This is a genomic window from Paracoccus sp. NFXS7 (genome assembly GCF_040148865.1).
GTDB lineage: Bacteria > Pseudomonadota > Alphaproteobacteria > Rhodobacterales > Rhodobacteraceae > Paracoccus > Paracoccus marcusii.
Window position 1 is genome coordinate 100342 of record NZ_JAKEKV010000008.1, and the last position, 24942, is coordinate 125283.

The 24942-nt window shown below is 68.5% G+C and carries 23 protein-coding genes; 5 read left to right on the forward strand and 18 right to left on the reverse strand.

The window, feature by feature from the left end:
- Nucleotides 1-21: 21 nt before the first annotated feature.
- Entirely contained in the window at nucleotides 22-1146 is a 1125-nt protein-coding gene (locus tag LZ686_RS14020; RefSeq protein WP_349548190.1) for a zinc-binding dehydrogenase, read from the forward strand.
- On the opposite strand, the gene LZ686_RS14025 is transcribed toward LZ686_RS14020, so the two are convergent.
- Genes LZ686_RS14025 through coxB form a run of 3 tightly spaced genes read right to left on the reverse strand, consistent with a single transcriptional unit; the run spans nucleotide 1143 to nucleotide 4671 of the window.
- Nucleotides 1143-1451 (reverse strand): hypothetical protein, encoded by a 309-nt coding sequence (locus tag LZ686_RS14025; RefSeq protein WP_045999728.1) that lies wholly within the window; start codon nucleotides 1449-1451, stop codon nucleotides 1143-1145. The genes LZ686_RS14020 and LZ686_RS14025 overlap by 4 nt on opposite strands.
- Nucleotides 1448-3961: a cytochrome c oxidase subunit I gene (locus tag LZ686_RS14030; protein WP_502922015.1), complete on the reverse strand. Its 2514-nt coding sequence runs from the start codon at nucleotides 3959-3961 to the stop codon at nucleotides 1448-1450. The genes LZ686_RS14025 and LZ686_RS14030 overlap by 4 nt, the downstream gene beginning before the upstream one ends.
- Before the next feature lie 47 nt (nucleotides 3962-4008).
- Nucleotides 4009-4671: a cytochrome c oxidase subunit II gene (gene coxB / locus LZ686_RS14035; RefSeq protein WP_349548192.1), complete on the reverse strand. Its 663-nt coding sequence runs from the start codon at nucleotides 4669-4671 to the stop codon at nucleotides 4009-4011.
- A 45-nt stretch (nucleotides 4672-4716) separates the two neighbouring features.
- Here coxB and LZ686_RS14040 point away from each other — a divergent pair, with 45 nt between their 5' ends.
- On the forward strand, nucleotides 4717-5241 hold the full coding sequence (locus tag LZ686_RS14040; RefSeq protein WP_045983237.1) for a DUF2231 domain-containing protein: 525 nt from the start codon (nucleotides 4717-4719) through the stop codon (nucleotides 5239-5241).
- Between the two features lie 8 nt (nucleotides 5242-5249).
- On the opposite strand, the gene LZ686_RS14045 is transcribed toward LZ686_RS14040, so the two are convergent.
- Both LZ686_RS14045 and LZ686_RS14050 read right to left on the reverse strand, forming a co-directional pair.
- Entirely contained in the window at nucleotides 5250-5762 is a 513-nt protein-coding gene (locus tag LZ686_RS14045) for a CopD family protein (protein WP_349548193.1), read from the reverse strand.
- A complete protein-coding gene (locus LZ686_RS14050) occupies nucleotides 5759-6487 on the reverse strand; it encodes a cytochrome c oxidase assembly protein (RefSeq protein WP_349548194.1) in 729 nt (242 codons plus the stop codon). The genes LZ686_RS14045 and LZ686_RS14050 overlap by 4 nt, the downstream gene beginning before the upstream one ends.
- Before the next feature lie 121 nt (nucleotides 6488-6608).
- Here LZ686_RS14050 and LZ686_RS14055 point away from each other — a divergent pair, with 121 nt between their 5' ends.
- Nucleotides 6609-8000: a ferredoxin reductase family protein gene (locus LZ686_RS14055; RefSeq protein WP_349548195.1), complete on the forward strand. Its 1392-nt coding sequence runs from the start codon at nucleotides 6609-6611 to the stop codon at nucleotides 7998-8000.
- A gap of 87 nt (nucleotides 8001-8087) precedes the next feature.
- Here the strand turns inward: LZ686_RS14055 and LZ686_RS14060 are convergent, their stop codons facing one another.
- The gene (locus LZ686_RS14060) at nucleotides 8088-9377 is read right to left on the reverse strand and encodes a PQQ-dependent sugar dehydrogenase (protein WP_349548252.1); all 1290 of its coding nucleotides are present in this window, start codon (nucleotides 9375-9377) and stop codon (nucleotides 8088-8090) included.
- Nucleotides 9378-9466: 89 nt separating this feature from the next.
- Entirely contained in the window at nucleotides 9467-11281 is a 1815-nt protein-coding gene (locus tag LZ686_RS14065; RefSeq protein ID WP_349548196.1) for a methyl-accepting chemotaxis protein, read from the reverse strand.
- Nucleotides 11282-11413: 132 nt separating this feature from the next.
- Between LZ686_RS14065 and LZ686_RS14070 the strand changes: the two genes are divergently transcribed.
- Both LZ686_RS14070 and LZ686_RS14075 read left to right on the forward strand, forming a co-directional pair.
- Complete coding sequence (locus tag LZ686_RS14070; protein WP_349548197.1) at nucleotides 11414-12373, forward strand: acetamidase/formamidase family protein; 960 nt, start codon at nucleotides 11414-11416, stop codon at nucleotides 12371-12373.
- Complete coding sequence (locus LZ686_RS14075; RefSeq protein ID WP_349548198.1) at nucleotides 12370-12936, forward strand: pyridoxamine 5'-phosphate oxidase family protein; 567 nt, start codon at nucleotides 12370-12372, stop codon at nucleotides 12934-12936. The genes LZ686_RS14070 and LZ686_RS14075 overlap by 4 nt, the downstream gene beginning before the upstream one ends.
- Here the strand turns inward: LZ686_RS14075 and LZ686_RS14080 are convergent.
- From LZ686_RS14080 to bufB, 11 genes are all read right to left on the reverse strand, one after another.
- Nucleotides 12933-14735 (reverse strand): ABC transporter ATP-binding protein, encoded by a 1803-nt coding sequence (locus LZ686_RS14080; RefSeq protein ID WP_349548199.1) that lies wholly within the window; start codon nucleotides 14733-14735, stop codon nucleotides 12933-12935. The genes LZ686_RS14075 and LZ686_RS14080 overlap by 4 nt on opposite strands.
- Nucleotide 14736: 1 nt before the next feature.
- Nucleotides 14737-16518: a gamma-glutamyltransferase family protein gene (locus LZ686_RS14085; RefSeq protein ID WP_349548200.1), complete on the reverse strand. Its 1782-nt coding sequence runs from the start codon at nucleotides 16516-16518 to the stop codon at nucleotides 14737-14739.
- Nucleotides 16519-16535: 17 nt separating this feature from the next.
- Entirely contained in the window at nucleotides 16536-17396 is an 861-nt protein-coding gene (locus LZ686_RS14090) for an ABC transporter permease (protein WP_045999734.1), read from the reverse strand.
- Nucleotides 17393-18340: an ABC transporter permease gene (locus LZ686_RS14095; RefSeq protein WP_045999735.1), complete on the reverse strand. Its 948-nt coding sequence runs from the start codon at nucleotides 18338-18340 to the stop codon at nucleotides 17393-17395. The genes LZ686_RS14090 and LZ686_RS14095 overlap by 4 nt, the downstream gene beginning before the upstream one ends.
- A 54-nt stretch (nucleotides 18341-18394) precedes the next feature.
- The gene (locus LZ686_RS14100) at nucleotides 18395-19903 is read right to left on the reverse strand and encodes an ABC transporter substrate-binding protein (protein WP_349548201.1); all 1509 of its coding nucleotides are present in this window, start codon (nucleotides 19901-19903) and stop codon (nucleotides 18395-18397) included.
- Nucleotides 19904-19925: 22 nt separating this feature from the next.
- Nucleotides 19926-20678 (reverse strand): FadR/GntR family transcriptional regulator, encoded by a 753-nt coding sequence (locus tag LZ686_RS14105; protein WP_349548202.1) that lies wholly within the window; start codon nucleotides 20676-20678, stop codon nucleotides 19926-19928.
- Nucleotides 20679-21686: 1008 nt separating this feature from the next.
- Nucleotides 21687-22331 carry an NrsF family protein gene (locus LZ686_RS14110; protein WP_139598084.1) on the reverse strand — a complete coding sequence of 215 codons (645 nt, stop codon included), beginning with the start codon at nucleotides 22329-22331 and terminating at the stop codon, nucleotides 21687-21689.
- Nucleotides 22328-22873 (reverse strand): sigma-70 family RNA polymerase sigma factor, encoded by a 546-nt coding sequence (locus tag LZ686_RS14115; RefSeq protein ID WP_045999738.1) that lies wholly within the window; start codon nucleotides 22871-22873, stop codon nucleotides 22328-22330. Before LZ686_RS14115 ends, LZ686_RS14110 begins: the two co-directional genes overlap by 4 nt.
- A 77-nt stretch (nucleotides 22874-22950) precedes the next feature.
- Nucleotides 22951-23355 (reverse strand): DoxX family protein, encoded by a 405-nt coding sequence (locus tag LZ686_RS14120; RefSeq protein WP_282028766.1) that lies wholly within the window; start codon nucleotides 23353-23355, stop codon nucleotides 22951-22953.
- A complete protein-coding gene (locus LZ686_RS14125; protein WP_349548203.1) occupies nucleotides 23352-24098 on the reverse strand; it encodes an HvfC/BufC N-terminal domain-containing protein in 747 nt (248 codons plus the stop codon). Before LZ686_RS14125 ends, LZ686_RS14120 begins: the two co-directional genes overlap by 4 nt.
- The gene (gene bufB / locus LZ686_RS14130; RefSeq protein ID WP_349548204.1) at nucleotides 24088-24933 is read right to left on the reverse strand and encodes an MNIO family bufferin maturase; all 846 of its coding nucleotides are present in this window, start codon (nucleotides 24931-24933) and stop codon (nucleotides 24088-24090) included. Before bufB ends, LZ686_RS14125 begins: the two co-directional genes overlap by 11 nt.
- Nucleotides 24934-24942 lie beyond the last annotated feature (9 nt).

The following is a 24942-nucleotide window of genomic DNA, read 5'->3' on the forward strand; positions in this document are numbered from 1 at the left end:
AACGCATCAGCCGAGGACATCATGACCCATCACGGCCAGGAACTGAGATCGACGATCACGCCGGACGGAACGCTGCGGGTGCATCTGGAGCCCGTCACCCATCCCGACCCCGGTCCCGGCCAGCTGCTGGTGCGGATCGAGGCGGCGCCGATCAACCCGTCGGACCTGGGGCTGCTGTTTGGGCCCGCCGACATGGACAGCCTGACCGCAGAGGGCACCCCCGACGCCCCGGTCCTGACCGCCACGGTTCCCCCCGCCGCGATGCCCGCGATGAAGGCCCGCATCGGCCAGTCGCTGCCCGTGGGCAACGAAGGCGCGGGCACCGTCATCGCCGCCGGCCCCGACCTGTCCCATCTGGTGGGCAAGCGCGTGGCGATGATCGGGGGGGCGATGTATGCGGACCTGCGCCTGATCGGGCTGGAGGCCTGCATCGTGCTGCCCGACGGCGCGACCGCGGAACAGGGCGCGTCGCTGTTCGTGAACCCGCTGACCGCGCTCGGCTTTGTCGAGACGATGCGAGCCGAGGGGCACAGCGCCATCGTCCATGCGCCTGCCGCGTCGAACCTGGGCCAGATGCTGGTGCGCATCTGCAAGGATGACGGGATCGGCCTGGTCAACATCGTGCGCAGCCAGGACCAGGTCCGGCTGCTGCGCGATCTGGGCGCGGTCCATGTCGTCGACAGCAGCAGCGACAGCTTTCGCGCCGATCTGGAACAGGCGATCGAGGCCACCGGCGCGACGCTGGCCTTCGACGCCATCGGCGGCGGAGAGATGACCAGCATCATCCTGAACGCGATGGAGGCTGTGGCCGCGCGCAAGATGGACAGCTATGACCGGTACGGGTCGGACGTGATGAAGCAGGTCTATGTCTATGGCGCGCTGGACACGGGGCCGACGGTGCTGCGCCGCGGATTCGGGTTCAGCTGGCGCATCGGCGGCTGGCTGCTGTTCCACATGCTGCGCCGCACCGACAAGGCGATCACCCAGAGGATGCGCGAGCGAGTCGCGGCGGAAATGACCACGACCTTTGCCAGCCATTATTCCGAACGCCTGACCCTGCGTGAGGCACTGTCGCCGGATGCGGCCCGTGCCTATGTCCGCAAGGCCACGGGGGCCAAGTACCTGATCACCGGCCCGCGCCCCTAGGCGCAGGTCGAGGTCGCGATCACCGGGAACAGCGTCACCAGGGTCGAGACGAACCCGATCCAGGCCCCCATGGTGATCAGCTGTCGCGGGCGTCCCCGGCCCGCGGGCATGACCCGGATCAGCACCAGGTGCAGGATCAACCCCGCCCCCCATGCCAGCCACATCGCCATGTGGTGCCAGTCGGCGATGGGGGCGGGGCGGTCGGTCCAGCCCAGGTTGCAGCCCGCGCCGTGCAGCGCATAGACCAGCAGGAACATCGCCGCCCACAGGATCGGCCCGGCCAGGGCGCGCCACAGCCAGCTCATGACAGCACCTCCTGCGCGGCGACCAGGGTCAGCGACACGGCCGAGGTGCCCAGCCAGAAGGACTGGAACAGCTGCCAGATCGGGGCGGCGCCTCGGCGCGCCCAGCTGGTGCGGCCACCGCGGGCATCGGCCAGGCTGCGCAGGGCCAGCATCGCCGTGACGACGCCGTGGAACACCGCAAAGCCCAGGATCACCGCACGCAACGCGTCGCGCGCGTGACGGCGCGGGTCATCCAGCCCCAGGGCCAGCCCCGCCAATGCCACCAGCGCGACCAGGCAGGCGGCCAGTCCGATCCCGGACCATGTGGTGCCCGCCGCCCGGTCGCGCAGCGCCTCGGCCCGGTGGGCGGCGACCAGGCCGACCGCCATCGCCGCCAGGGCCAGCGCCGCCGTGACCGCCATCGGCAGGGTCGACAGGCCACTGGCCGGGGCCGGCCATGCGGGGGCCACGACCGACAGGAAGCCCACCCCGAACAGCAGCGATGCGTACAGCGTCCCGTCCGCCAGAAGCAGCGCCACCGTCCCCGTTCGGGCCAGCGTGTTGCGGGTCTGCCAATGCAGCGGCAGGGTCAGGCCCGGTGCCACCCGAACGTCGGGATGATCGGTCGTCGATCCCATGATGTCGCCCCATTTCCATCCCGCGATCAGGGTCAGCACGATGCCCACGGGCGCCAGCCAGTAGAGCCCGGCCAGCACCGCCCCGAAGAAGCTGCCGATGGCGGCAGAGGTGAACAGCGGCAGCATGGTGCTTTTGGCCAGGACGGCGACGTGGTCGGGCCGACCGCTGCCCGCGTCCAGGGCCAGTGTCTCTCGCAGGTCGCGCGGCGCGCCGGGCAGCAACCCCTCGCCCCGCGCCAGGGGCAGCAGGGCCGAGGAATCGGGCTGGCGCGGGCCGGGCAGCGAGGCGAAGTTGTAGGACGGGGCGGGCACGGGCATCGCCCAGTCCAGCGTGGGCGCGCCCCAGGGGTTGCGCCAGCTGCGCCGCCCGAACAGCCACTGCATCACCACGTCGAAGGCGAACAGCGCAAAGCCCGCCGACATGATCATGCCGAAGATCGAAGAGATCAGGTTCAGCCATTCCCATTCCGGGTTGTTGGGATAGACCGCGACGCGGCGCGGCATGCCCAGAAGGCCTGTCAGGTGCATCAGGAAGAAGGTGCCGTGAAATCCGATGAGGATCAGCCAGAACGCTGATTCCCCCAGGCCCCGCACCCGCCAGCGCCCGCAGATCAGCGGCATCCAGTAGCTGACCGCGGCCAGCATCGGAAAGACGAAGCCGCCGACCAGCACGTAATGAAGGTGCGCGGTAACGAAGGCGGTGTCATGCGCCTGCCAGTTGAACGGCACCATGGCCAGCATCACGCCGGTCAGCCCGCCCAAGACGAAGGTCAAGAAGAACCCCATGACGTACAGCATGGGCAGGCGGAAGCTGACCTTGCCGTCCCACAGCGTGCCGATCCAGGCAAAGACCTGGATCGCCGTGGGGACCGCCACCAGCGCCGATGCCGCGCTGAAGAAGGCCAGCGCCATGTGCGGGATGCCCACCGTGAACATGTGGTGGACCCACAGGCCGAAGGACAGGAACACCAGCCCCGCGATGGCCGCGACGATCGCGCCGTATCCCAGGATCGTGGTGCGCGACATGATCGGGATGATCGTGGACAGCGCGCCCGCGGCGGGCAGGAAGATGATATAGACCTCGGGGTGGCCGAACAGCCAGAACAGGTGCTGCCACAGCAGAGGGTCGCCGCCCCGCGCGATGTCGAAGAACGGCCAGTCGAAGGCGCGCTGCACCTCCAGCAGGATCGATCCCAGGATCAGCGGCGGAAAGCCCACCAGCATCATCACAGCCGTGCCCAGCAGGTACCAGCCCATCAGCGGCATCCGGGTCAGCGGCATATGCGCCGCGCGGCAGCGCAGGATGGTCACGGTGATCTCCACCGCGGCGGCCATGGCGCTGATCTCGACGAAGGTTACGCCCAACAGCCAGACATCGGCGTTGATGCCCGGGGTGTGGGTGCTGTCGGCCAGCGGCACGTACATGAACCACCCGCCATCGGGGGCCACGCCCGCCACCAGCGACAGCACGATCACCGTCCCCCCGAACAGATAGCACCAGTAGCCCAGGGCCGACAGGCGCGGGAACGCCATGTCCCGCGCGCCCAGGATCTTGGGCAGCAGCCACAGGGCCAGCCCCTCCAGCATGGGGATGGCGAACAGGAACATCATAATGCTGCCGTGCATCGTGAAGATCTGGTTGTACAGCTCGACATCCAGGAAGGCGCCGTCGCGGGTCGCCAGCTGCGCGCGGATCAGCATCGCCAGCACGCCGCCGATGGCGAAGAACACGAAGGACGTCGCCATGAAGCGCAGGCCGATCGTGCCGTGGTTGACCGAGGTGAAGAACCCCCGCCATCCTGGCTCGTCCGACCAGGTGCGGTCCAGCTGGCGGTGCAGGGCCAGCGCGCGCTGTGGCGCGTTGGGGGCCACGTCGCTGGCGGGGTCGAACATCGGGTCCATCGGGGCGATGGTCCGGCCGCCCTGCGGCTGCGGATCGGTCATGGGCGGGTCTCCGGGATCAGGGCGCCCGACATGTCGGGCATCGGGCCGTTCGGGTCATAGGCCACGACGGTGAAACGCATGAAGCTGTGCCCGGTGCCGCAGAATTCGGCGCACAGGCCCTCGTAGGTGCCGGGCTGATCGGCGCGCAGGCGGTGGATGTTCTGGTGGCCCGGGATGGCGTCCATCTTGCCGCCCAGTTGCGGCACCCAGAAGCTGTGGATGACGTCCTGGGCGGTGATGACCACGTCGAAATCCTGTCCCGCCGGCACATAGAGCGTATCCCGGGTCTGCACGATGGCGCCGTCGGGGCCGGGCTGGTCGAACCGCCATTCCCATTGCGCGGCATGGGCTTGGACGCGGGGGACGTTGTCGGCGCGCGCCAGCATCCCCTCTCCCAGCCACAGCGAAAACCCCAGGAGGACGACCAGCACCGACATCGAGAACCCGAGGCCCCAGCCCCAGATCCACGTCCGTTCCGACCGCCGCGCGCCATTGTTGCGCACCGCCAGGACCAGCAGCCCGAAGACCAGGACGCAGATCAGCGCCGAACCCGCCAGCATGATCCACCACAACAGCGCGATGTCGCGCGCCGCGGGGCCCGCGGGGCTCAGCGTGCTGTGCCCGCCGCCACATGCGGCCAGCAGCGGAACCACGGCCACCGCCAATGCCTTGTGCCAGAAGCCCCTGACCCAACGAGAGTGCCCATGCGCCAGAGACGCACCTGGAAACAGCGACGCCGCCTTGCCGACCCGATCGAGGAACATGTCGCCTTCAACGACACCGAGACCAAGATCGCCCTGTCCGGCCATCCGCTGCACGCGATGATGGTGGCCTTTCCCATCGCACTGGCCTTCTCCACCTTCGGGGCCGACGCGATGTACTGGCTGACCGCCGACGAATTCTGGCCGCGGGTCGCGCTGTGGGCGACCGGCGCGGCCTTTGGCCTGGGGGTCCTGGCCGGGATCACCGGCACGATCGAGTTGCTGATGGTGCCCGGCATCCGCATCCGGGCGGCAAGCTGGACGCATTTCATCCTCGCGGTGATGCTGTTGTCCCTGCTGGGACTGAACTGGGGGTTCCGCCTGCCCGATCCGCAGGACGTGGTGCTGCCCTGGGGCATCCTGCTGTCGGCGCTGACGGCGGCCATGACCGGGATCACCGGCTGGCATGGGGGCAAGCTGGTCTTCGACTATCAGATTGGCACGAAAAGCGACGGGGCGGGCGGCTAGGCGGGCCGTCATGGCTGGTTCACCGACTGACCGCGGGGGGCCAGCATGAAATCGGGCATCCAGTCCGCGACCCAGGCCAGGTCCGGCTTGGCCAGCACCAGCCACAGCACGCCCATCATCAAGGGCAGCCCCAACACCAGCGCCCACAGGGCCGACGGCATGCTCTGCAGCCCGCGATGTTCCCCCGATGTCAGGATCAGGTGACCGATCCACGCATGGACCAGCGCCATGCCCGCCACCAGCGTCAGCTTGGCCACGAACCACAGGTCAAACACCTGATCGGCAAAGATCAGGCCGGTCCCGGCCGCGATGGCGATGACAGCCGCCGGCGTCGCAAACCCGACATAGCCGAAATGCGTGATCAGCCGGAATTCGGCATAGCGGGCCTGGGTCTGGCTGCTGTCGGCCTTGCCGCGCCAGATCTGGCCATAGAAATGCAGAAGCAGCGGCAGCGCCACCAGCGATGCGCACCAGCACAGCATGGCCGCCAGATGCAGGTACTTCAGCCCCGCGACCATCATGCGGCGAACCCCCGCCGCCAGGCATGCCAGACCATGCGACCCGCGATGGCCGCCACGGGGACAAAGCCCGGCACCCACATGATCAGGCCTGCCAACTGCTGGTCTGCCAGGGGCGACATGCCCCAGGCCATCGCGCCGCCCACATGCGGGAAATACAGGATGTCGGGGGCAAAGGTCAGGATCGCGCCCAGAAAGCCCATGATGCCGGCCAGCCCGCCGATCAGCACGGCGCGGCGCATCGCCTCCTCGGCTCCGAAACCGGGGGCCAGGACCGCCGACCAGAATGCCCAGGCCGGAAGCAGCATTGCCGCCTGCATCACCCAATACAGCGTGTCCGACGCCCAGATGGCGTCATAGACCCCGGGCAGGTGCCACGCGATCATCGCCGCGCTGACCACGGCCAGCGACAGCCCGGCCGGCAGTCGCGGCAGCAGCGGCAGTGCCACGGCCAGCGCCGGCGCGGCCAGCGTGATCAGCACCAGGTGATGCGCCGCCCGCGCCGAGAACAGCGCCACCGTCAGCGCACACAGGGGCGACACGAAGGCCACGACCAGCGCCCCCACCGCCAGGGCCGCGGGGCCGCGACGGTCAGGCACCGCCTTGCGCGCCAGGACCAGCGCCAGTGCCGCGATGCCGATGAGCACCCAAGGGTCGAGGTTCCAGCTGGACCACAACTGGTCCGGCGCCGGTGCCGGGCCGCAATAGGGCATCAGCGCCTGTGTCATCGTCTCTCCTTGGTTGCGGATCGCGGGCGGGCGCGCGCAATGTCGTTCCCCAACAATGGCCTGCGCCCCGGGTTCCATGCAAGCATTCGGAACTGCGTGCAAGCGGTCGCGTTGGCCCCCCATGACCATCGCCCCAAGCCAGAATCCCGACGCCCATATCCGCCCGGGCGACCGCACATGGGCCGTGCGGTTGCAGGCCGCGGGCTGGGTCCTCTTGGCGTTGGCGGCCCTGATCCTGCCCTTTGCGGTGATCCTGGCCGGCGATCCGCCGCGGAATGCGGCCTTCACGCAGACGATGGCCTTTGGGCTTGGCTTCGGGGCGCTGGCGCTGGTCGGACTGCAATTCGCGTTGACTGGACGGCTGAAGCCGCTGCTGCGTCCGTTCGGTGCCGACATCATCCCGGTCTTTCACCGGTTCCTCAGCTGGGGGGCGGTGGCGCTGATGCTGGGGCATTTCGCGATGATGTACATCTGGCACAAGGACGACATGGGCGTCCTGAATCCGCTGAAGGCCGATCCCTACATGACGGCGGGTCGGGTTGCGCTGGTGTGCTTCGGGGCGATGGTGATCACGTCGGAATTCCGCAAGTGGCTGCGGCTGGACTATCTGTGGTGGCGGTACCTGCATGTCGGTCTGGCGCTGACCGGCTTTGCGGCGGCGATCTGGCATGTGCTGGGGGCGGGGCATTTCACCGGGGCCGACGGGACGCGGGGGCTGTGGCTGGCGATCACGCTGGCTTGGGTCGGGCTGATCGCCTACACCCGCCTGCTGCGCCCCTGGCGACAGTCGCGCAACCCGTGGCGCGTGATCGAGAACCGCGACGAGGGCGACGGCATACGCACCCTGATCCTGCGCCCCGAGGGGCGTGCGCTGCGCAACTGGCGGCCGGGACAGTTCGCATGGCTGGCCGTCGGCGGCACGCCCTATTCGCTGCGCGAACATCCGTTCTCGATCTCGACAGCGCCGGACAAGGGGCCGGACATCAGCTTTTCCATCAAGCCCCTGGGGGACGACAGCCGTCGCCTGTCGCAGACGCAGGTGGGCAGCGTGGCTTGGATCGACGGGCCCTATGGCGTCTTCACCATCGACCGCGAGGCCCATGCCCAAGGGTTCGTGATGATCGCGGGCGGCGTGGGCATCACGCCCATCCTGGCCAACCTTCACGCGCTGCAAGCCCGCCGCGATCCGCGCACCATCCATCTGCTTTATGCGAACAAGGACTGGGACGACGTGCCGTTCCGCGATCAGCTTTCCCGCATCGCCCGGGACATCGACCTGCGCGTGACCCATGTGATCGAGGAGCCGCCTGAACCCTGGGACACGGGCGGCCACGTGGCGGTCAAGGGGCGGATCGACGCCGCGATGCTGGACCAGGTTCTGCCCGACCGGACGCGTCACTGGCCGCACATGATGTGCGGGCCTGCGCCGATGCTTGCGGCAATTCGTGCGGGGCTGGCGGGCAGAGGCACGCCCCTGTCCGCGATCCACGCCGAAATCTTCGAGATGGTGTGACCGATGCGCCCGCGTCTTGCCTTGGCCTTGGCCATCCTGCTGATCGCCGTGACGGTGGCTTGCGCCATCGTCATGGCCAGCTTGACGTCAGGCGGCGGTGACGCGCCAGATGATGTCGCCCACGTCGTCGGCCACCAGAAGCGACTTTCCGTCGGCGCCGATGGCGACGCCCACGGGACGGCCAAAGGCGGTCTTTTCGTCATCCGACAGGAAGCCTGACAGGATGTCGCGCGGCGGGCCCGACGGCTTGCCTCCTGCGAACGGCATGAAGATCACCCGGTACCCGCTGAGGGTCGAGCGGTTCCACGACCCGTGCTGGCCGATGACCATTCCGTCGGGAAAGCCGGGCAGGGTGCCTGCGGGCATCCAGCACAGACCCAGGGAGGCGGTATGCCCGCCCAGGGCATAGTCCGGCGTGATGGCGCGGGCGACCAGCGCCGGATCCTGCGGCACGCGGTCGTCGACGGTCTGGCCCCAATAGCAGTAGGGCCAGCCATAGAACCCGCCCTCGCGCACGGATGTCAGGTAATCGGGCGGCGTCTCGTCGCCCAGGCCGTCGCGTTCGTTGACCACCGTCCACAGGGTGCCTGTCGACGGCTCCCACGCCATGCCGACCGCGTTTCGCAGCCCCGAGGCGAAGATGCCGGCCTGTTCGGTCTCCAGGTCCAGACGCCAGATGGCGGCGCGGCCCTTCTCGGCTTCCATGCCCTGATCGCCGATGTTGCTCAGCGATCCGACGCCGGCATAGAGGCTGGTACCGTCAGGCGACACGATCAGGCTGCGCGTCCAGTGGCCGTTCGGCTTGAACGTGACCAGCCTGCGTCCCGCCGCGGTGATCGTCGTCTGGCCCTCCTGATAGGGGAAGGCCACGATTCCGTCCGTGTTGCCGACATAGAAGGTGTCACCCACCAGTGCCATGCCGAAGGGCTGGTTCTGCCGCTCCAGGAACACTTCGCGTGTCTCGGCCACGCCGTCGCCGTCGGTGTCGCGCCACAGGGTGATGCGGTTCGCGCTGGTGCCGATGGCGCGGGCGCGGCGCATGGTGGCCTGGGCCGCGTGGTCCATCAGCGTCTTGGGCGGATTGGGCTGCTCCTTGGATTCGGCCACCAGCACGTCGCCGTTCGGCAGCACCTCGATCCAGCGGGGATGCTCCAGCCCCGAGGCGAAGGCGTTGACCGCCAGACCCGGTGCCGTGTCGGGGACATGGCCCGGCGCCCAGCCCTTGGCGGTCGGCATCTTCAGCGTCATGATACCCTGGCGCTTGGCGTCGGGAATGGTCGGTGCAGTTCCGACCGCCTGAACCTTTGGCGCGCCGAACCGCCTGATTGCCACCATCGTGCCGCCCACGACCGCCGTCGCCCGTGCCAGAAAATCCATCATCCGCCCCCTTGCTGTCGAAGCCGCACCTTAGCGACCCCTGCCGGGGCGTCAAACGCTGATGGTGTCGCAACCCCGGCGGCGATGCCCTACCAGCCCGCGGCGCGCCGGGGTTCGACGGCTGCGGGACGCAGGGCCTGCTGAGGCGTGGTGCGGAACTGGCGCGCCTTGCTTGCCAGCTGATCGGTCTGTTCCTCCAGCGCGCGGGCGGCGGCGGTCGTCTCCTCGACCATGGCGGCGTTCTGCTGGGTGACCTTGTCCATCTGGTCGGCCCCTGCCGACAGCGCGCGCAGGCTTTGCGACTGTTCGCGCGCGCTGGAGGCGATCATGGTGATGATCGTGCGCACCGCCGACACCTCCTCGACGATCGTGACCAGCGATGCGCCCGAACTGCGCACCAGGCCCGCCCCCTCGCGGACATGGACGGTCGAGGCGCCGATCAGGTCCTTGATCTGATGCGCGGCCTCGGCGGTCTTGTGGGCCAGGGCGCGGACCTCGTGGGCGACGACCGCAAAACCGCGCCCGGCCTCTCCGGCGCGGGCGGCCTCGATGCCCGCGTTCAACGCCAGCAGGTTGGTCTGGAACGCGATCTCGTCGATGACGGTGATGATGGTGCCGATCTGGCGGGTCGATTCTTCGATCTCGCCCACGGCACCCACGGCCTTCTGGACGATCTCTCCGCCGCCTTGCGCGTTGCGCTGCGCGGTCTCGGCGCTGGTCTGGGCGGTGGACACGCCCTCGGCCGCCTGATCGACGCCGCGCGACACCTCGTTCAGGGCGGCCACGGTCTCCTCAAGGTTGGCGGCCTGCTGTTCGGTGCGGTGCGCCAGGTCGTGGGCGGCGGCGCTGATCTCGGCCAGGCCGCCGCGGATGACGGCCACACCGTCGACCACCAGCCCCAGGGCCTCGTCCAGCTGACCGAGTGAGGTGTTGAACTGATCCTTGACTGCATCGAACTCGGGCGCGACCGGGTCGGTGATGCGCACCGTCAGATCGCCTCGGCTGAGCCGGTCGAAGCCGGTGCTGATCGCCCCCACGAAATGCTGCAGCTGGGCGGCGCGCAGGTTGGTCTGTTCGACCATTTCGGCCTGCCGCGCGTTCACGGCATCGGCGTCGCGCGCCAGGCGGTCGCGGTCGATGGTGGCGGCGCGGAACGTCTCGACCGCGCGGGCCATGGCGCCGATCTCGTCCCTGCGGGCGGCGCCGGGGACGGTGTCGTCGGTCTGGCCCTGGGCCAGGCGCCCCATCATCGCGGTCAGCGCCTTGATGGGCTTGCTGATGCTGCGCGACAGCGGGATGGCGCAGGCGATCAGCGCCAGAAGCAGCAGCCCCGACCACAGCCCGCTGCGCCGCATCTCGGCCATGAAGTCGGCAGTGATGTCGTCCACGTAAAGACCCGCGCCGACCGTCCAGCCCCAAGGCGCGAACAGCGCGGAATAGGACAGCTTGGGCAGCGGATCGCCCCCCGACAGGCGCGCGACGAAATACTCGGTAAAGCCGCCCCCCTCGCGCGCGGTCACGATCATCTCGCGGATGTGCAGCTTGCCGTTGGCATCGGTGGCCTCCCACGCATTCGTGCCCTCGCGTTCGGTATCGGGGTGCATGACCCGCAGACCCTGTGGGTCGTAGATGAAGACATAGTCGTCGTCGCCATAGCGGATGGCGCGGGCGGCCTCCTTGGCGCGGTGCTGGGCCTCGTCCAGGGTCATCGCGCCGGACTGGGCCTGGGCTGCGAAATGGGTCAGTATGCTGACCGTGCTTTCGACCTGGGTCGCGATCAGCTCCTTGCGGTCCTTCCACAGAAGGTGATGCAGCGAGGACAGCTGCAGCGACATCGCAAGGATGCTGAGCGCGACGGCAACCCCGGTCAGCAGGGTCAGTTTACGTGAGATTCCAAAGGTCATGCAGCGGCCTTCCCGGTATGATCCGACAAGACATAGCGGCGACACATGAACGGATCGTTGACGCCGGCAGGGAATTGCACGTCGTGCGAATTACGCCGACAGTGGCGGTAGACCGACACGGGGGACCAGACGATGTGCAGACAGTGCAACTATACCATCCATGCGGCGCAGCATCACCTGGGCTGGGACAACGCGATCGCCCCGGTCCAGACCGTGGCGCCGGGATCGACGATCCGCTTTGCCTGCATGGAGGCGTCGGGCGGGCAGCTGAACCTGTCCAGCACCGCGGACGACATCGCCACGCTGGATTTCGGGCGCATCAACCCGGTCAACGGGCCGATCCATGTCGACGGGGCCGAACCCGGCGACGCGCTGAAGATCACGCTGGTCGATTTCGCCCCGCAGGCGCAGGACGGGCAGGGTTGGGGCTGGACCGCGAACATTCCGGGGTTCGGTCTGCTGGCGGACCAGTTCCCCGACCCCGCCCTGACGCTGTGGCGCTATGATGCGACGACGCTGGCGCCGGCGCTGTGGGGCAGTCACGGCCGGGTCGGGCTGAAGCCTTTTGCCGGCACCATCGGCGTGGCCCTGGCAGAGCCGGGTACCCATTCCATCGTCCCGCCGCGGCGCACAGGCGGCAATCTGGACATCCGCGACCTGTCGCGCGGGGCCGAGCTGTATCTGCCGGTCGAGGTGGCGGGCGCGCTGTTCTCGGTGGGCGACACCCATGCCGCGCAGGGCGACGGAGAGGTCTGCGGCACCGCCATCGAGAGCCCGATGGACGTCACGCTGACGCTCGACTTGGTCAAGGACGCGAACCTGGCGATGCCGCGGTTCACCACGCCAGGACCGGTGACGCCGCACCTGGACGCCAAGGGGTACGAGGTCACGACCGGCATCGGCCCCGACCTGATGACCGGCGCGCGGCAGGCGGTCGAACAGATGGTCGATCTGCTGTGCGCGCGCCACGGCATGCCCGCGGTCGAGGCCTACATGCTGGTGTCCACCTGCGGCGATCTGCGGATCTCGGAGATCGTCGACATGCCGAACTGGGTCGTGTCGTTCTATTTCCCGCGCTCGGTCTTCGAATGAGCGATCCGCATCCCTGGGCCGTGGGGCTGGACAGCCTGCACGACCAGGTCTGGCTGCGATTGCAACGCGGCGTGGCCGACCGCCATGCGCCCGCCCGCCACCCGGTGCTGGCCACCGTCACGCCGGGCGGCATGCCGCAGGCGCGCACGGTCGTGCTGCGCGGGGCCGACCCCGACGAAGCCGTGCTGGAGGTTCACACCGACCTTCTGTCCGCGAAGGTGGGCGATCTGCGCGTCAACCCGATGGCGGCACTGCATGTCTGGGACGCTGGCACGCATCTGCAGACGCGGATCGAAGCCCGGGCCATGATCCTGACGGGCGCGGCGGTCGCGCAGGACTGGGCGCGCGTGCCCGACCCGTCGCGACAGAGCTATGGCTCTCAGCCGCCGCCCGGCACGCCCATCGATGATGCGCTGGCCTATGCGAAACGCCCGGACGCCGCCTGCTTCGCGGTGCTGCGCCTGACGGTGATGGCCATCGACGCGGTGCATCTGGGCCCGCAGCACCGCCGCGCGCGATACACGCGCGAGACGGGCTGGCGCGGACAGTGGCTGGCGCCCTAGACCATCACGAAATGGCGATCCGCCACCTGACGCCAGTCGCGCTTGGGCGGTTCGAACCCCATCGGGCGGACGGGGCTTTTCAGCTCATCGACCTGCATGGCGCGGCGCAGGCCCCGGCGCGCGGGGTCCGGGACCGGCACGGCCGCGATCAGCTTCTTCGTGTAGGGATGCTGCGGGTCGGCAAAGATCGCCTCGCGCGGACCGATCTCGACGATCTCGCCCAGATACATCACCGCGACGCGGTGGCTGACGCGTTCGACCACCGCCATGTCGTGGCTGATGAACAGATAGGCGATGCTCAGACGCTCCTGCAGGTCCATCAGCAGGTTGCAGACCTGCGCCTTGATCGACACGTCCAGCGCGGACACGCTTTCATCGGCCACGATCACCTTGGGGTTCAGGCCCAGCACGCGCGCGATCGCCACGCGCTGACGCTGCCCGCCGCTGAATTCATGCGGATAGCGGTCAAGCATGGACCCGTCCAGGCCGACCTGGGCCAGCAGTTCGGCGGCGCGGTCGCGCGCCTCGGCCCGGCCGGCCAGCTTGTGCGCCAGGATCGGTTCGGCCACGGTCTGGCCCACCGTCATGCGCGGGTTCAGGCTGGAGAACGGATCCTGAAAGATCATCTGCCCCGACCGACGCATCCGGCGCAGATCGGCCGGGCCGGCCTTCAGCACATCGAACCCGTCCAGCGTCACCTGACCCGATTCCGGCTGGACCAGCCGCAGGATCGACCGCCCCGTCGTCGATTTCCCACAGCCGGATTCGCCCACCAGCGACAGCGTCTCTCCCTGCCACAGATCAAAGCTCAGATTTTCGACCGCGTGGACCTTGCCCGTCGGGCGGCCCAGAAGGTCCGACCCCGCGGCAAAGCGCGTCACCAGGTTCCTGACCGCCAGGACCGGGGTCGCGCTGCGGTCCACGGTGTCGACCACCGCGGGCTGGGCCGCGATCGCGCCGCTGGCCATGTCGACCTTGGGAAAGCGCAGCGGCCAGGGCTGGCCCGCCATCTGCCCAAGCCGCGGCACCGCGGCCAGCAGCGCGCGGGTATAGGGGTGGCCCGCATCCTGGAACAGGCCCGCGGTGGTGCCGGTCTCGACGTGATCGCCGCGGAACATGACCACGGTGCGGTCGGCGATCTCGGCGACCACGCCCATGTCATGGGTGATGAACAGGACGGCCATGCCCTGCTCCTCCTGGATCTCCTTGATCAGGTCCAGGATCTGGCCCTGGATGGTCACGTCCAGCGCCGTCGTCGGCTCATCGGCGATCAGCAGGCGCGGGCGCGCGGCCAGGGCCATCGCGATCATCACCCGCTGGCGCATGCCGCCGGAAAACTGGTGCGGATAGTCCCTGATGCGCGCCGCCGCATTGGGGATGCGCACGCGGTCCATCAGGCGCAGCACCTCGGCCCCGACCTGGTCGCGGGGCACCTGGCCATGGCGGATCAGCAATTCCGCGATCTGGTCGCCCACCGGAAAGACCGGGTTCAGCGAGGACATCGGTTCCTGAAAGATCATCGCGATGTCGTTGCCGCGAACCCGGCGCATCTCCTGTTCAGAGAGGCGCGTCAGGTCGCGCCCGCCCAGCAGGACCTGTCCGGTGACGCGCGCGCGCTTGTCCAGCAGGCCCATGATCGCCAGCGACGTGACGCTTTTGCCCGATCCGCTTTCGCCGACAATGGCCACGGTCTCTCCGGGTGCCACGTCGAAGCTGATGTTGCGCACGACCTCCTTCATCCCGTCGTCGGTGGGGAAGGAGACCGACAGGCCGCGCAGGCTGAGGATGGGATCCGTCATCCTACCGCCCCGCCGCATAGGCCTGCATCAGCCGCGGCGTCGCGGCCGCGCGCAAAAGGCCCTGCGCATCGCGGCTGGCCGCGGTCAGGCGGCCGATGTCCCAGGGGCCGGTGACGGTCACGTCATGGCCGCGACGGCGCAGCTCGTCGATGGTGGCCTGGCCCACGCGATCCTCGATCAGCATGCCGCCCGGTGCCGCGGTGCGCGGGTGGAACGAGGCCGGGAAATGCGTCGAATGGAACAGCGGCGCGTCGATGGCCGCCTGCAGGTTCGGCTCGAAATGAACATGGCGCAGGAAGAAGACCAGCTGCCACTGGTCCTGCTGATCGCCGCCGGGCGTGCCGAAGGACAGATGCGGCACCCCGTCGCGCAGCGCCAGCGAGGGCGTCAGCGTGGTGCGCGGCCGCCGTCCCGGTTCCAGCGACGTGGGCAGGCCCGGCTGCAGCCAGAACATCTGCGCGCGGCTGTTCAGGCAGAAGCCCAGCTCCGGGATGATTGGCGACGATTGCAGCCAGCCGCCCGAGGGCGTGGTGGACACCATGTTCCCCCACCGGTCGATCACGTCGATATGCACGGTATCGCCGCGCTTTTCCGACAGATGCGCCATGGTCGGCTCATAGACCGCGCCCTTGCCCAGGCCGTCCAGCAGCGACAGGGTGCGGGCGCGCTGATCCTCGAACCCCGGCACGGTGCCGGGGCGCAGGTCCAGCGACGCGGTGTCCCCGATCAGCGCGCGGCGGTCTGCTGCATAGGCGTCCGACAGCAGCGCCTCCATCGGCACGTCGTGCATCAGGGGGTCGCCGTAATAGACCTCGCGGTCGGCATAGGAGAGCTTCATCGTCTCGATGACGGTATGGACGAAATCGGGACCGTTCGGGTCCATCGCGGCGATGTCGATGCCCTCCAGGATCTTCAGCCCCTGCAGCAGCACCGGCCCCTGGCCCCAGGGTCCGGTCTTGGCGATGGACCAGCCGTGATAGTCGGCCCAGGTCGGCTCCTCGGTCGTGGCGGCATAGCCGGCCATGTCGTCGGCGCTGAGGACGCCGCGATGTTTCGCGCCGCTGCCGTCCATCACCTCGGTCGTGCGGCAGAAGCGGTCGATCGCCTCGGCCACGAAGCCGCGATAGAAGGCGTCGCGGGCGGCCTGCACCCCCGCCTCGCGCGTGGGCGCGCCCTCGGAGGCTTCGACGATGCGGCTGTAGGTGTCCGCCAGCACCTCGTTCCTGAACAGCGCGCCCGCCTGCGGGGCCTGCCCGCCGGGCAGCCAGGTCGCGTGCGATGTGGGCCATTCGGCGGCGAAGAAATCGGCCAGGCCGGCGATGCTGTCCGCCACGCGGGGCAGCATCGGATGGCCGTGGCGGGCATAGTGGATGGCGGGGGCCAAAACCTCGGCCACGCTCATCGTGCCGTGGTCCTGCAGCATCAGCATCCAGCCGTCGAAGGCGCCGGGGATGACGGTGGCCAGCAGACCGTTGCCGGGGATCAGGTCGATCCCCTCGGCGCGGTAATGCTCGATGGTGGCACCGGCCGGGGCGGGGCCCTGGGCGCAGATCACCTGGGTCTTTCCGGTCTTGGCCGAATGGATGATCGCGGGCAGATCACCCGCCGGGCCGTTCAGATGCGGCTCGACGATCTGGAGGACAAAGCCCGTCGCGACGGCGGCGTCGAACGCATTGCCGCCCTTTTCCAGGATCGCCATGCCCACGGCGGTCGCGATCCAATGGGTCGAGGTGACGACGCCGAACGTGCCGGTGATCTCGGGGCGGGTGGTGAATTGGGTCATGACGACTCCTTGCAATGTCAGTGTTCGCGCGGGTCCAGCGCATCGCGCAGCCCGTCGCCGATCAGGTTGAAGCCGATCACGACCAGAAAGATCGCGGCCCCCGGCCACCAGGCCATCCAGGGCGCCTGCGTCAGGAAGTTCTTGGCCACGTTCAGCATCGACCCCCAGCTTGGCGCGGGGGCCTGCTGGCCCAGGCCCAGGAAGGACAGCGACGCCTCGGCGATGATGGCGGTGGCGATGGTTAGCGTGGCCTGCACGATGATCGGCGGCACAATGTTCGGCAGGATGTAGCGGCCCATGATCGCCATGTGACCCAGGCCGATGGCGCGGGCGCCCTCGACGTAATCCTCGGTCTTGACGGACATGACCTGGGCGCGGGTCAGGCGGATGAAAATCGGCATGGCCGACAGGCCGATGGCGATCATCGCGTTGGTCAGGCTTGGCCCCAAAAATGCGGCCAGGGCGATCGCCATGATCAGGAAGGGCATCGCCAACAGCGCATCGGTGAAGCGAGAGATGATCGTGTCGGTCCAGCCGCCGAAATAGCCCGCGATCAGCCCGATGGGCACGCCGGTGACGACGGCGATCGCCACAGAGATCACCCCCGCCATCAGCGACGCCTGCGCGCCCCAGATCATCCGGGACAGGATGTCGCGGCCGATCTCGTCCGAGCCCAGCCAGTATTCGGCCGAGGGCGGCAGCCGGATCGCAGTCCAGCTGGTGGCCAGCGGGTCGGCGATGGGCAGGATCGGCGCGGCCAAGGCCAGAAGGACGAAGAAGGCCACGATGATGCCGCCGACCAGGGCCGCGCGGTTGCGCCGGAACTTGCGCCAGAATCGGCTTTTGGCGCGGGGGGCGGGCATGTCGATGGCGGTCATAGGGCGGCCCTCATCCGGGGGTTCAGCATCACGGACAGCACGTCCGCGACCAGGTTCATCAGCAGGAAACCGACGGCGGTGCACAGCACGACCCCCTGCACCACGGCATAGTCGCGGTTGAACACCGCATCGACGATCAACTTGCCGAAACCCGGAATGGTGAAGATCTGTTCGGTCAGCACCGCGCCCGCCAGCAATTCGCCGAACAGCAGCGCGGTCAGCGTGATGACCGGCAAAAGCGCGTTCCTGAAGCTGTGCTTCAGCACCACCTGGCGACCGGTCAGGCCCTTGGCCCGCGCCGTGCGGATATAGTCCGCCGACAGCACGCCCAGCATGGATGACCGGGTGTGGCGCATCAGCGTCGCGGCCAGCCCCGTACCCAGCACGAAGGCCGGCATGATCATCGTCTGCAGCGAGCGGACCGGATCGACGAAGATCGATTCATATCCCGATGCCGGCAGCCAGCCCAGGTTCACCGACACCAGCAGGATCAGCATGATCCCCAGCCAGAAGTTCGGGATGGACAGACCCGACAACGCCACGAAATTGGCCAGCCAGTCGGTCACGCTGCCCTTGCGCACCGCCGCGATGATGCCTGCGGGAATGCCGATCAGCATCGCGAAGATCATCGACATTACCGCCAGTTGGATGGTCACGGGCAGCTTCTGCACGATCAGCTGCGACACGGGTTCCCCGGTCCGCAGCGAGGTGCCCAGATCGCCCGTCACCACGCCCCCCAGCCAGCGCAGGTACTGGACCGGCACGGGGTCGTCCAGGTGCAGCTGTTCGCGGATGCGGGCCAGGGTCTCGGGGTCGCGCTCCTCTCCGGCCATGGCCAGGACGGGATCGCCGGGCAGCAGCATCTGCAGCCCGAAGACCAGCATCGACACGATCAGCAGCGTCGGCAGGGCGACCATCAGCCGCTTGGCGATATAGATCAGCATGGGGGTCCTTTCACCATTGGTGCGGGGGCGCGGCTGGCGCGCCCCCGGTCATGGTCACTCGGCCAGGGTGACGTCCTGCAGGCGGATCATCCCGTCGGGCAGCGCCTTGAAGCCTTGGACCTTGTCGTCCAGCGCAAAGATGTAGGTCTGGTGGCCCAGATAGATCACCGGCAGGTCCTGGTTCAGGATCACGCCGGCCTCGTCGTACAGCGCCTTGCGGGCGGCGGGGTCGGTGACGGCGCGCGCCTCGTTCAACAGGCGGTCGACCTCGGGGTTGCAGTATTTCGGGTCGTTGATCCCGCCCTCGCAGGTGACGAACTGGTGCAGGTTGCCGTCCGGGTCGGGACGCCCCGACCAGTCCGACCGCGACAGCTGGAAGTTGCCCGCCGTCTGCTCCGACAGAAGCGTCGCGAATTCGGTCGCGCGCAGGGTGACGTCAAAGCCCGCCTCGGCCACCATCGCCTGGACGACCTGCATCATCTGGGTGACGACGGGGTTGTTGGCATGCTGGATCTCGACCGCGACGCGCTCCTGTCCGGCCTCGGCCAGCAGGGCCTTGGCGGCCTCGACGTCGCGGGCGGGGACGGGCAGATCCTGGTTGTACCATTGCGAGGTCGGCGGGAAGGGCTGGTTGCCCGCGCGCGCCGTGCCGTCGAACACGACCTGGTTCAGCGCCTCGCGGTCGATGGCCAGCGAGAAGGCCTGGCGGACGCGCGCGTCCTCTCCCATCGGGGTCAGGGCGCGGTCGCCGTTGCCGATGTTGGCATAGATCGCCATGTAGCCCAGGCCCACGACCTCCTGCAGGCTCAGCCCGTCGGTCTGGTTGACGGTGCCCACGTCTGTGGCGGCGATCCGTTCGACCATGTCCAGCTCTCCAGACTGCAGGTTGGCCAGGCGCACGGTGGTGTCTGGAATCGGGCGATAGGTCACGCGTTCGATCTTGATGCGGTCCGCGTCATAGTAATCCTCGAACTTCTCCAGCACGATGCGGTCCTGCTGGATGCGTTCGACGAACTTGAAAGGACCCGAACAGACCGGGTTCTGGCCGAAATCGGCGCCTGCCGCCTTGGCCGCGGTCGGAGAGATCATCATTCCCGCCCGGTCCGACAGCTGCGCGATCAGCGACGCGTCCGGCGCGGTCAGCGTGAAGGTCACCTGCAGCGGCCCCGTCGCCTCGACCGAGGCGACCGAAGACAGCTCGGACTTGCGCCGCGATTCCGGCAGGGTCATCGACCGGGTGATGTTGGCCACCACCGCATCGGCATCGAACGCCGTTCCGTCGTGGAACACCACGTCGTCGCGCAGGTTCATCACCAGCTGCAGCCCGTCGTCGGAATAGGTCCAGTCCGTCGCCAGCATCGGGATGATCTGCGCGTCGGCGTCCAGGTCGACCAGCTTGTCGCACAGGCCCGCATAGACGATGCGGCCCACGAAGGTGCGCGACTGGTCGGGGTCCAGGATGTCCGCGTCGTCGCCCAGGCCGATGCGCATCTCCTGTGCAGCGGCGGGCAGGGCGGTCAGCAGCGCGGCAAGCGCGGTGGCGGTCAGCAGATGGCGGGTCATGGGATGTCCTTCCTGATGGGGGTCAAGCATGGGCCGGTTGGTCCGGCCTTCCGGTATCGGTTGCGGGCAGGTCGGCCGATCCAAGGCGGATCAGCTTTTCCTGAAGCATCAGCAGATGCAGACGCATCTGTTCGGCGGCCGCCTGCGGGTCGCGGGCGGCGATGGCGTCGACGATGGCGCGGTGCTGGGCCACGGGCAGCGCGTGACCGGCCAGGCCACCCCGCGCGCGTTCTCGCACCGCCTGCCAGGCGGGGTCCTGGCGGATGCGGTTGACCACGTCGAACAGCGACAGGAACAGCGCGTTGCCGGCGGCCTCGGCGATCTGGCGGTGCAGGGTGCCGTCCCACAGCTCTCCCTCGTCGGCGTCGACGCATTGCGCGATGCGGTCCGACAATTCGTGCATGCGGGCGATCTGGACCGGCTTGGCGCGCAGCGCGGCAAGGGCCGCCAGTTGCGGCTCCAGGCGCAGGCGCACCTCCATGATCTCGAAGAAATCGGTTGCGGGGGCGGCGCTGTCGATCTGACCACCGACGAAGGTTCCGGCGCCCTGGCGGCGGGTGATGCGGCCCTCGGCCTCCAGCACCTCCAGCGCGCGGCGGATCGCGCGGCGGCCGATGCCCATCTGCTCGGACAGCTGCCGTTCGGTCGGCAGGCGGGTGCCGTTCGGATGACCCGGATCGTCCACCCAAGCGCGCAGCTGTTCCAGCGCATAGGCAGAGGTCATGTTTCCCTGACCCTTGGCAGGGCCGTCATCGGCAAAGGGAAGATCAGGCATGTCCATGAAGCGAACCAATCCGTTATTGGTTCATGCTGTCACAAATCTGCAGTCACGCAAGCGCGATAACGCGTGATAGACTGTGATTCAGCGGCTGCAAAGCGGATACCTGTCCCCGCGCCTTTGTTCGGTGGGTCAGAAATGCGAACCATTACAGTGCAATGGTTTGCCCGTGCTCCATCAATGACGTCGACTGCCCGAAGTTTAAGCGTTCGGTTAAAATGCAACCTTATTATGAGGCAAATCCGCCGACCTGCCTGTCTGGAAGGCCTGACGTCCGGGAATCAGGTGCGATGGGCCTCTCCCCACGGATAGGGCGTGGCGTCGTTACGACTTGTCCCCGCGCGGTCACGTTAACCAAGACGTTGACCCTAAATGTTCGGCATGCAGGCTTCCTGTGCTGGATGATCTCCCACGGCCGCGCGGATGAATATGCCCTACTGACATCGTCCGACCAACCCTGGCGTCGATCCCCGGCGGCCAAGCGATTAATTTGCGTCAGAGGTCGCGCAGGAGGCGTGCGAAAAGCGCCAGCCTGCCGAGTGACAATCGCAGCGCAATGCGAATTACGGAGGAACGCTGTGTTACGTCATCAGCAGGCCGGGGACGGTGTCTGGCCGCCGCATTCGGTTCGCCAAACGGTTCAAACAGGCATCACGACGGCCCGCGGCGAAGCCGTGCAGTCCACTAGGCAACCATCGGATGTTTGGGTTCACTGATCTCACCCCCTCAAAGACGATGGTCATGAAAAGCCGCGGCGCAACCGTTATTGGCCATTCTGCTGCGGCACTCTCACCTTCGGACTTGCGACCATGAACGCGGCGATTGGTAGGCAACGTCGGCGCGCAGCGTTGGGTGCGAACGGAGATTCCTCAGGGCGCCTACATAGGTTGGTACCACTGTGCCGCTACTTGGTGGCGTGACAGGTGCAGCGGTCAAGGTCCTGCCACAACGAGATTTTCTACGGTTACCCCCGGAACTGTCCCCGGAAATTGTGGATAACCTGGATCACCAGCGCAGCAGCTTGTGACCCGCCACGGCCCCGGCCACGGATGCCAGCACGATCGCCGCGCCGTACCAGAACACATAGAACAGCGGCGAATCCTCGGTGCAGGACAGGGCATAGCCGGTCGCCGCACCGGCGCCTGCCGCAAGTCCGATCAGCGCGCCGGCCAGGACGGGATGCGTGCTGGCGCCGCGACGCATCAGCCGCACGCCTGCAAACAGGGGTGCTGCCGACAGGGCCAGCACCGCGGGCACGCAGGTATCGGCCGAATGGCCCAGCCAGTCATGGGCCAGCCGATCGACGGGCGTCGCGACCAGTGCCCAGACCGCCAGGGCCAGCGCCAAGGCCGCGGGCACCGCCAGGGGCCACAGCCCGATACGCGCGCCGGGCCGTGCCAGCCGCACCGCCATGGGCCAGGCCAGCATCAGCACCATCAGCGGCAGCAGCGGCTTGGCCAGGGTTACCGGCGCGGCCAGCGATGCGGCCAGATCGGGGCGCGGCCCGGACAGCGCCATCTGCAGCGCAAGGCCCAGCAGCGCCGTCCCGGCCATCGTGGCGATCATCCGCGCCGGAGAGAACCGGGTCGAGGGCAGGGGTTCGGCCGCCAGTCGCGCAATCAGCGCCTCGGTCGAGGAGGGTTGTGTCATTCGCGTGTTCCCAGTCCGATGGCGGACAGCTTCTTCATGGCGCGGTGCAGGGCGACCCGGACTGCGCTGTCGGTCATGCCAAGGCGGGCAGCGACGTCGTCGGCACTGTCCCCCTCGATGCCCATGGCGCGGACGATGCCCGCGGACCGCGCGTCGATGCGCGCCAGCAGCACCCCCAGGTCGCGGGCGGCGGTGGGGTCGTCGGTGCGGCTGTCGGCCATGATCTCGGCAAAGTCGTGGATGGGCAGGTGGACGCGGCTGCCCCGCCTGCGGAACGCGTCGATCACCTTGTAGCGGGTGACCGCGTACAGCCAGGGACGCAGAGGTGTGTCCGGCTGCCAGCTGTCGCGTTTCAGGTGGATGGCCAGCAGCACCTCTTGGACGACATCCTCGTGCAGGTCGCGGGGCAGGCTGCGCCCGCGGGCCCGCACCACGGCGCGGATCAGCGGCGTGACCTGGGTCAGGAACCGGGCCATGGCGCGGCTGTCGCCGGCCTGCGCCGCCGCCAGAAGTGCCGCCCATTCGGTGCCATCCTGCTGCATGCCCCGCCTCCGCGCGCCTGTCCTCAGGCTAGCCGCAGGGATGCCCACCCCGCAAGGCACGATGGCGGGAACGGCGATCACGCCGGCACCCGGCGGGTCTGCAGGACGTGGTCCAGCGACCACCGCCCCGGCCCATGCGCGATCAGCGCCAGGAAGGCGGCGGCCCACAGCCCATGCGTCATCCACGCCGAGGGATAGACGAAGATCTGGATCGTCGCCGTCATCGCCAGAAGCGCCAGCGCCGACAGCCGCGTCATCAGCCCCAGGATCAGCAGCACCGGCAGCAGGTGTTCGGCCAGGGTCGCGGCCACCGCTGCCCAGTCCGACGGGATCACGGGCAGGGCGTATTCGTGTTCGAACAGGAACCAGGTGCTGTCCTTGATGGACAGGCCGTCGACCTTGGTGCGGCCCGACTGCCAGAAGACCGCCGCCGGAAACACGCGCAGGGCCAGCCCGGCAAGGTCGGTCAGGATGGGGGTCATGGCACGGTCTCCTGGTCGGTCAGGCTGCCGGACCGCATCAGGTGCAGCAGCAGCGGTTGGGGGTCGTGGTCGGCCTGCACCGCCCGGGCGGCCCGGGCGGCCTGCGTCAGCGTTCCCGCAGGCAGGGCCGCGATCATCGCGGCGTCGGCGGGGCTGATCGCGGTGACCGGAACGCCCCAGGACGGATCGCGCAGGATCAGCGCGATCTGGGGTCCCGCGGGGACAGGGCCGGGGGTGGCGCCGGGCTGGTTCATCGCCCAGACCGCGACGCCCGCATGGTGCAGCGGCAGCACGATGACCGACGGGTGCAGGCCCAGCCTCAGCAAGGCCGGGTCTGCGCGGGTCAGGCGGTCCGGGCGGACCGGGACGGCGTCGGCCGCGTGAAAGGCCAGCCCACGAGCATGTTCGATCCGCGCGACGTCGGCCATCCAGGGCCAGGCGGCCAGCGGCGGGAAATCGGCCAGAAAGGCCGCGAACCCCGCGCCCCATTCGGCCATCGCCGGCGACCGGGGGCGGTCGGTCGCGACGAAGCTTGCGGCCAGCGCGGCGAAATAGTCGGCCCCAACCAGCCGGCGGATGACGGGAAAACGCTGTGCCAGCGCGGCGGACAGGCCTACCGCCACATTGTTGCGATAGACGGCGAAACGGCGCTCGGCCTCGGGGCCGGTCACGCCGGGGGGCAGCGGCCCGCCGCGCAGCGCGACGTCGAAGGCCGTGATGAAACGGGCGTGTTCAGACGGCATGGGCCAGCCCCGCATGCCGCAGGATGGCGTCCGCCCGCGCAGCCTCGGCCGCGAGGATGGGCCAGTCGGGCAGGTCGTTGTCCCATTCGACCAGCGTCGCCAGCGGGCCCTGGCGCGCGATGGCCTCTGCATAAAGCGCCCAGACCGGGTCGGCGACGGCACTGCCGTGATCGTCGATCAGCAGCGGGCCCGAGGGCAGGTCCTCGGTCGCATGGCCGCCCAGGTGGATCTCCTGCACCAGGTCCAGAGGAAAGGCGTCCAGCCATGCCCAGGGATCGCGCCGATGGTTCACCGCCGAGACATAGAGGTTGTTGACGTCCAGCAGCAGCCCGCAGCCGGTGGCCTGGGCGATGGCCTGCAGGAACTGGGTTTCGGGGATCTCGGATTGCTGGAACAGCAGGTAGGTGGCGGGGTTCTCCAGCAGGATGGGACGCGCCAGCGCGGTCTGGACCTGATCGACATGATCGATGATCAGCGCAAGGGTCTGGGGCGTATAGGGCAGGGGCAGCAGGTCGTTCAGGTATTCGGCCCCGTGGCTGGACCATGCCAGGTGTTCGGAAAAGCTGTCCGGCTGATACCGGTCGCACAGCGCGCGCAGCCGCGCCAGGTGATCCCGGTCCAGCCCATGCGGGCTGCCGATCGACAGGCCCACGCCGTGCAGCGACAGCGGGAAATCGGCACGCAGCGCGGTCAGCTGCGCGTGGGGCAGGCCGCCCGCGCCCAGATAATTCTCGGCATGGACCTCGAAGAAGCCGACGGGGCGGGCATCCTGGCGGATCGCCGCGAAATGCTGGGGCTTGAAACCGACGCCGGGGGTGGCGGGAAGGCGGGACATGGCATCACC

Excerpts from the sequence above, each read along its gene's own strand:
- LZ686_RS14020 (WP_349548190.1), top strand. The coding sequence starts at position 22 with ATGACCCATCACGGCCAGGAACTGAGATCGACGATCACGCCGGACGGA.
- LZ686_RS14025 (WP_045999728.1), bottom strand. The coding sequence starts at position 1,451 with ATGAGCTGGCTGTGGCGCGCCCTGGCCGGGCCGATCCTGTGGGCGGCG.
- LZ686_RS14030 (WP_502922015.1), bottom strand. The coding sequence starts at position 3,961 with ATGTTCGACCCCGCCAGCGACGTGGCCCCCAACGCGCCACAGCGCGCG.
- LZ686_RS14040 (WP_045983237.1), top strand. The coding sequence starts at position 4,717 with ATGCGCCAGAGACGCACCTGGAAACAGCGACGCCGCCTTGCCGACCCG.
- LZ686_RS14045 (WP_349548193.1), bottom strand. The coding sequence starts at position 5,762 with ATGATGGTCGCGGGGCTGAAGTACCTGCATCTGGCGGCCATGCTGTGC.
- LZ686_RS14050 (WP_349548194.1), bottom strand. The coding sequence starts at position 6,487 with ATGACACAGGCGCTGATGCCCTATTGCGGCCCGGCACCGGCGCCGGAC.
- LZ686_RS14055 (WP_349548195.1), top strand. The coding sequence starts at position 6,609 with ATGACCATCGCCCCAAGCCAGAATCCCGACGCCCATATCCGCCCGGGC.
- LZ686_RS14060 (WP_349548252.1), bottom strand. The coding sequence starts at position 9,377 with ATGGATTTTCTGGCACGGGCGACGGCGGTCGTGGGCGGCACGATGGTG.
- LZ686_RS14065 (WP_349548196.1), bottom strand. The coding sequence starts at position 11,281 with ATGACCTTTGGAATCTCACGTAAACTGACCCTGCTGACCGGGGTTGCC.
- LZ686_RS14070 (WP_349548197.1), top strand. The coding sequence starts at position 11,414 with ATGTGCAGACAGTGCAACTATACCATCCATGCGGCGCAGCATCACCTG.
- LZ686_RS14075 (WP_349548198.1), top strand. The coding sequence starts at position 12,370 with ATGAGCGATCCGCATCCCTGGGCCGTGGGGCTGGACAGCCTGCACGAC.
- LZ686_RS14080 (WP_349548199.1), bottom strand. The coding sequence starts at position 14,735 with ATGACGGATCCCATCCTCAGCCTGCGCGGCCTGTCGGTCTCCTTCCCC.
- LZ686_RS14085 (WP_349548200.1), bottom strand. The coding sequence starts at position 16,518 with ATGACCCAATTCACCACCCGCCCCGAGATCACCGGCACGTTCGGCGTC.
- LZ686_RS14090 (WP_045999734.1), bottom strand. The coding sequence starts at position 17,396 with ATGACCGCCATCGACATGCCCGCCCCCCGCGCCAAAAGCCGATTCTGG.
- LZ686_RS14095 (WP_045999735.1), bottom strand. The coding sequence starts at position 18,340 with ATGCTGATCTATATCGCCAAGCGGCTGATGGTCGCCCTGCCGACGCTG.
- LZ686_RS14100 (WP_349548201.1), bottom strand. The coding sequence starts at position 19,903 with ATGACCCGCCATCTGCTGACCGCCACCGCGCTTGCCGCGCTGCTGACC.
- LZ686_RS14105 (WP_349548202.1), bottom strand. The coding sequence starts at position 20,678 with ATGCCTGATCTTCCCTTTGCCGATGACGGCCCTGCCAAGGGTCAGGGA.
- LZ686_RS14110 (WP_139598084.1), bottom strand. The coding sequence starts at position 22,331 with ATGACACAACCCTCCTCGACCGAGGCGCTGATTGCGCGACTGGCGGCC.
- LZ686_RS14115 (WP_045999738.1), bottom strand. The coding sequence starts at position 22,873 with ATGCAGCAGGATGGCACCGAATGGGCGGCACTTCTGGCGGCGGCGCAG.
- LZ686_RS14120 (WP_282028766.1), bottom strand. The coding sequence starts at position 23,355 with ATGACCCCCATCCTGACCGACCTTGCCGGGCTGGCCCTGCGCGTGTTT.
- LZ686_RS14125 (WP_349548203.1), bottom strand. The coding sequence starts at position 24,098 with ATGCCGTCTGAACACGCCCGTTTCATCACGGCCTTCGACGTCGCGCTG.
- bufB (WP_349548204.1), bottom strand. The coding sequence starts at position 24,933 with ATGTCCCGCCTTCCCGCCACCCCCGGCGTCGGTTTCAAGCCCCAGCAT.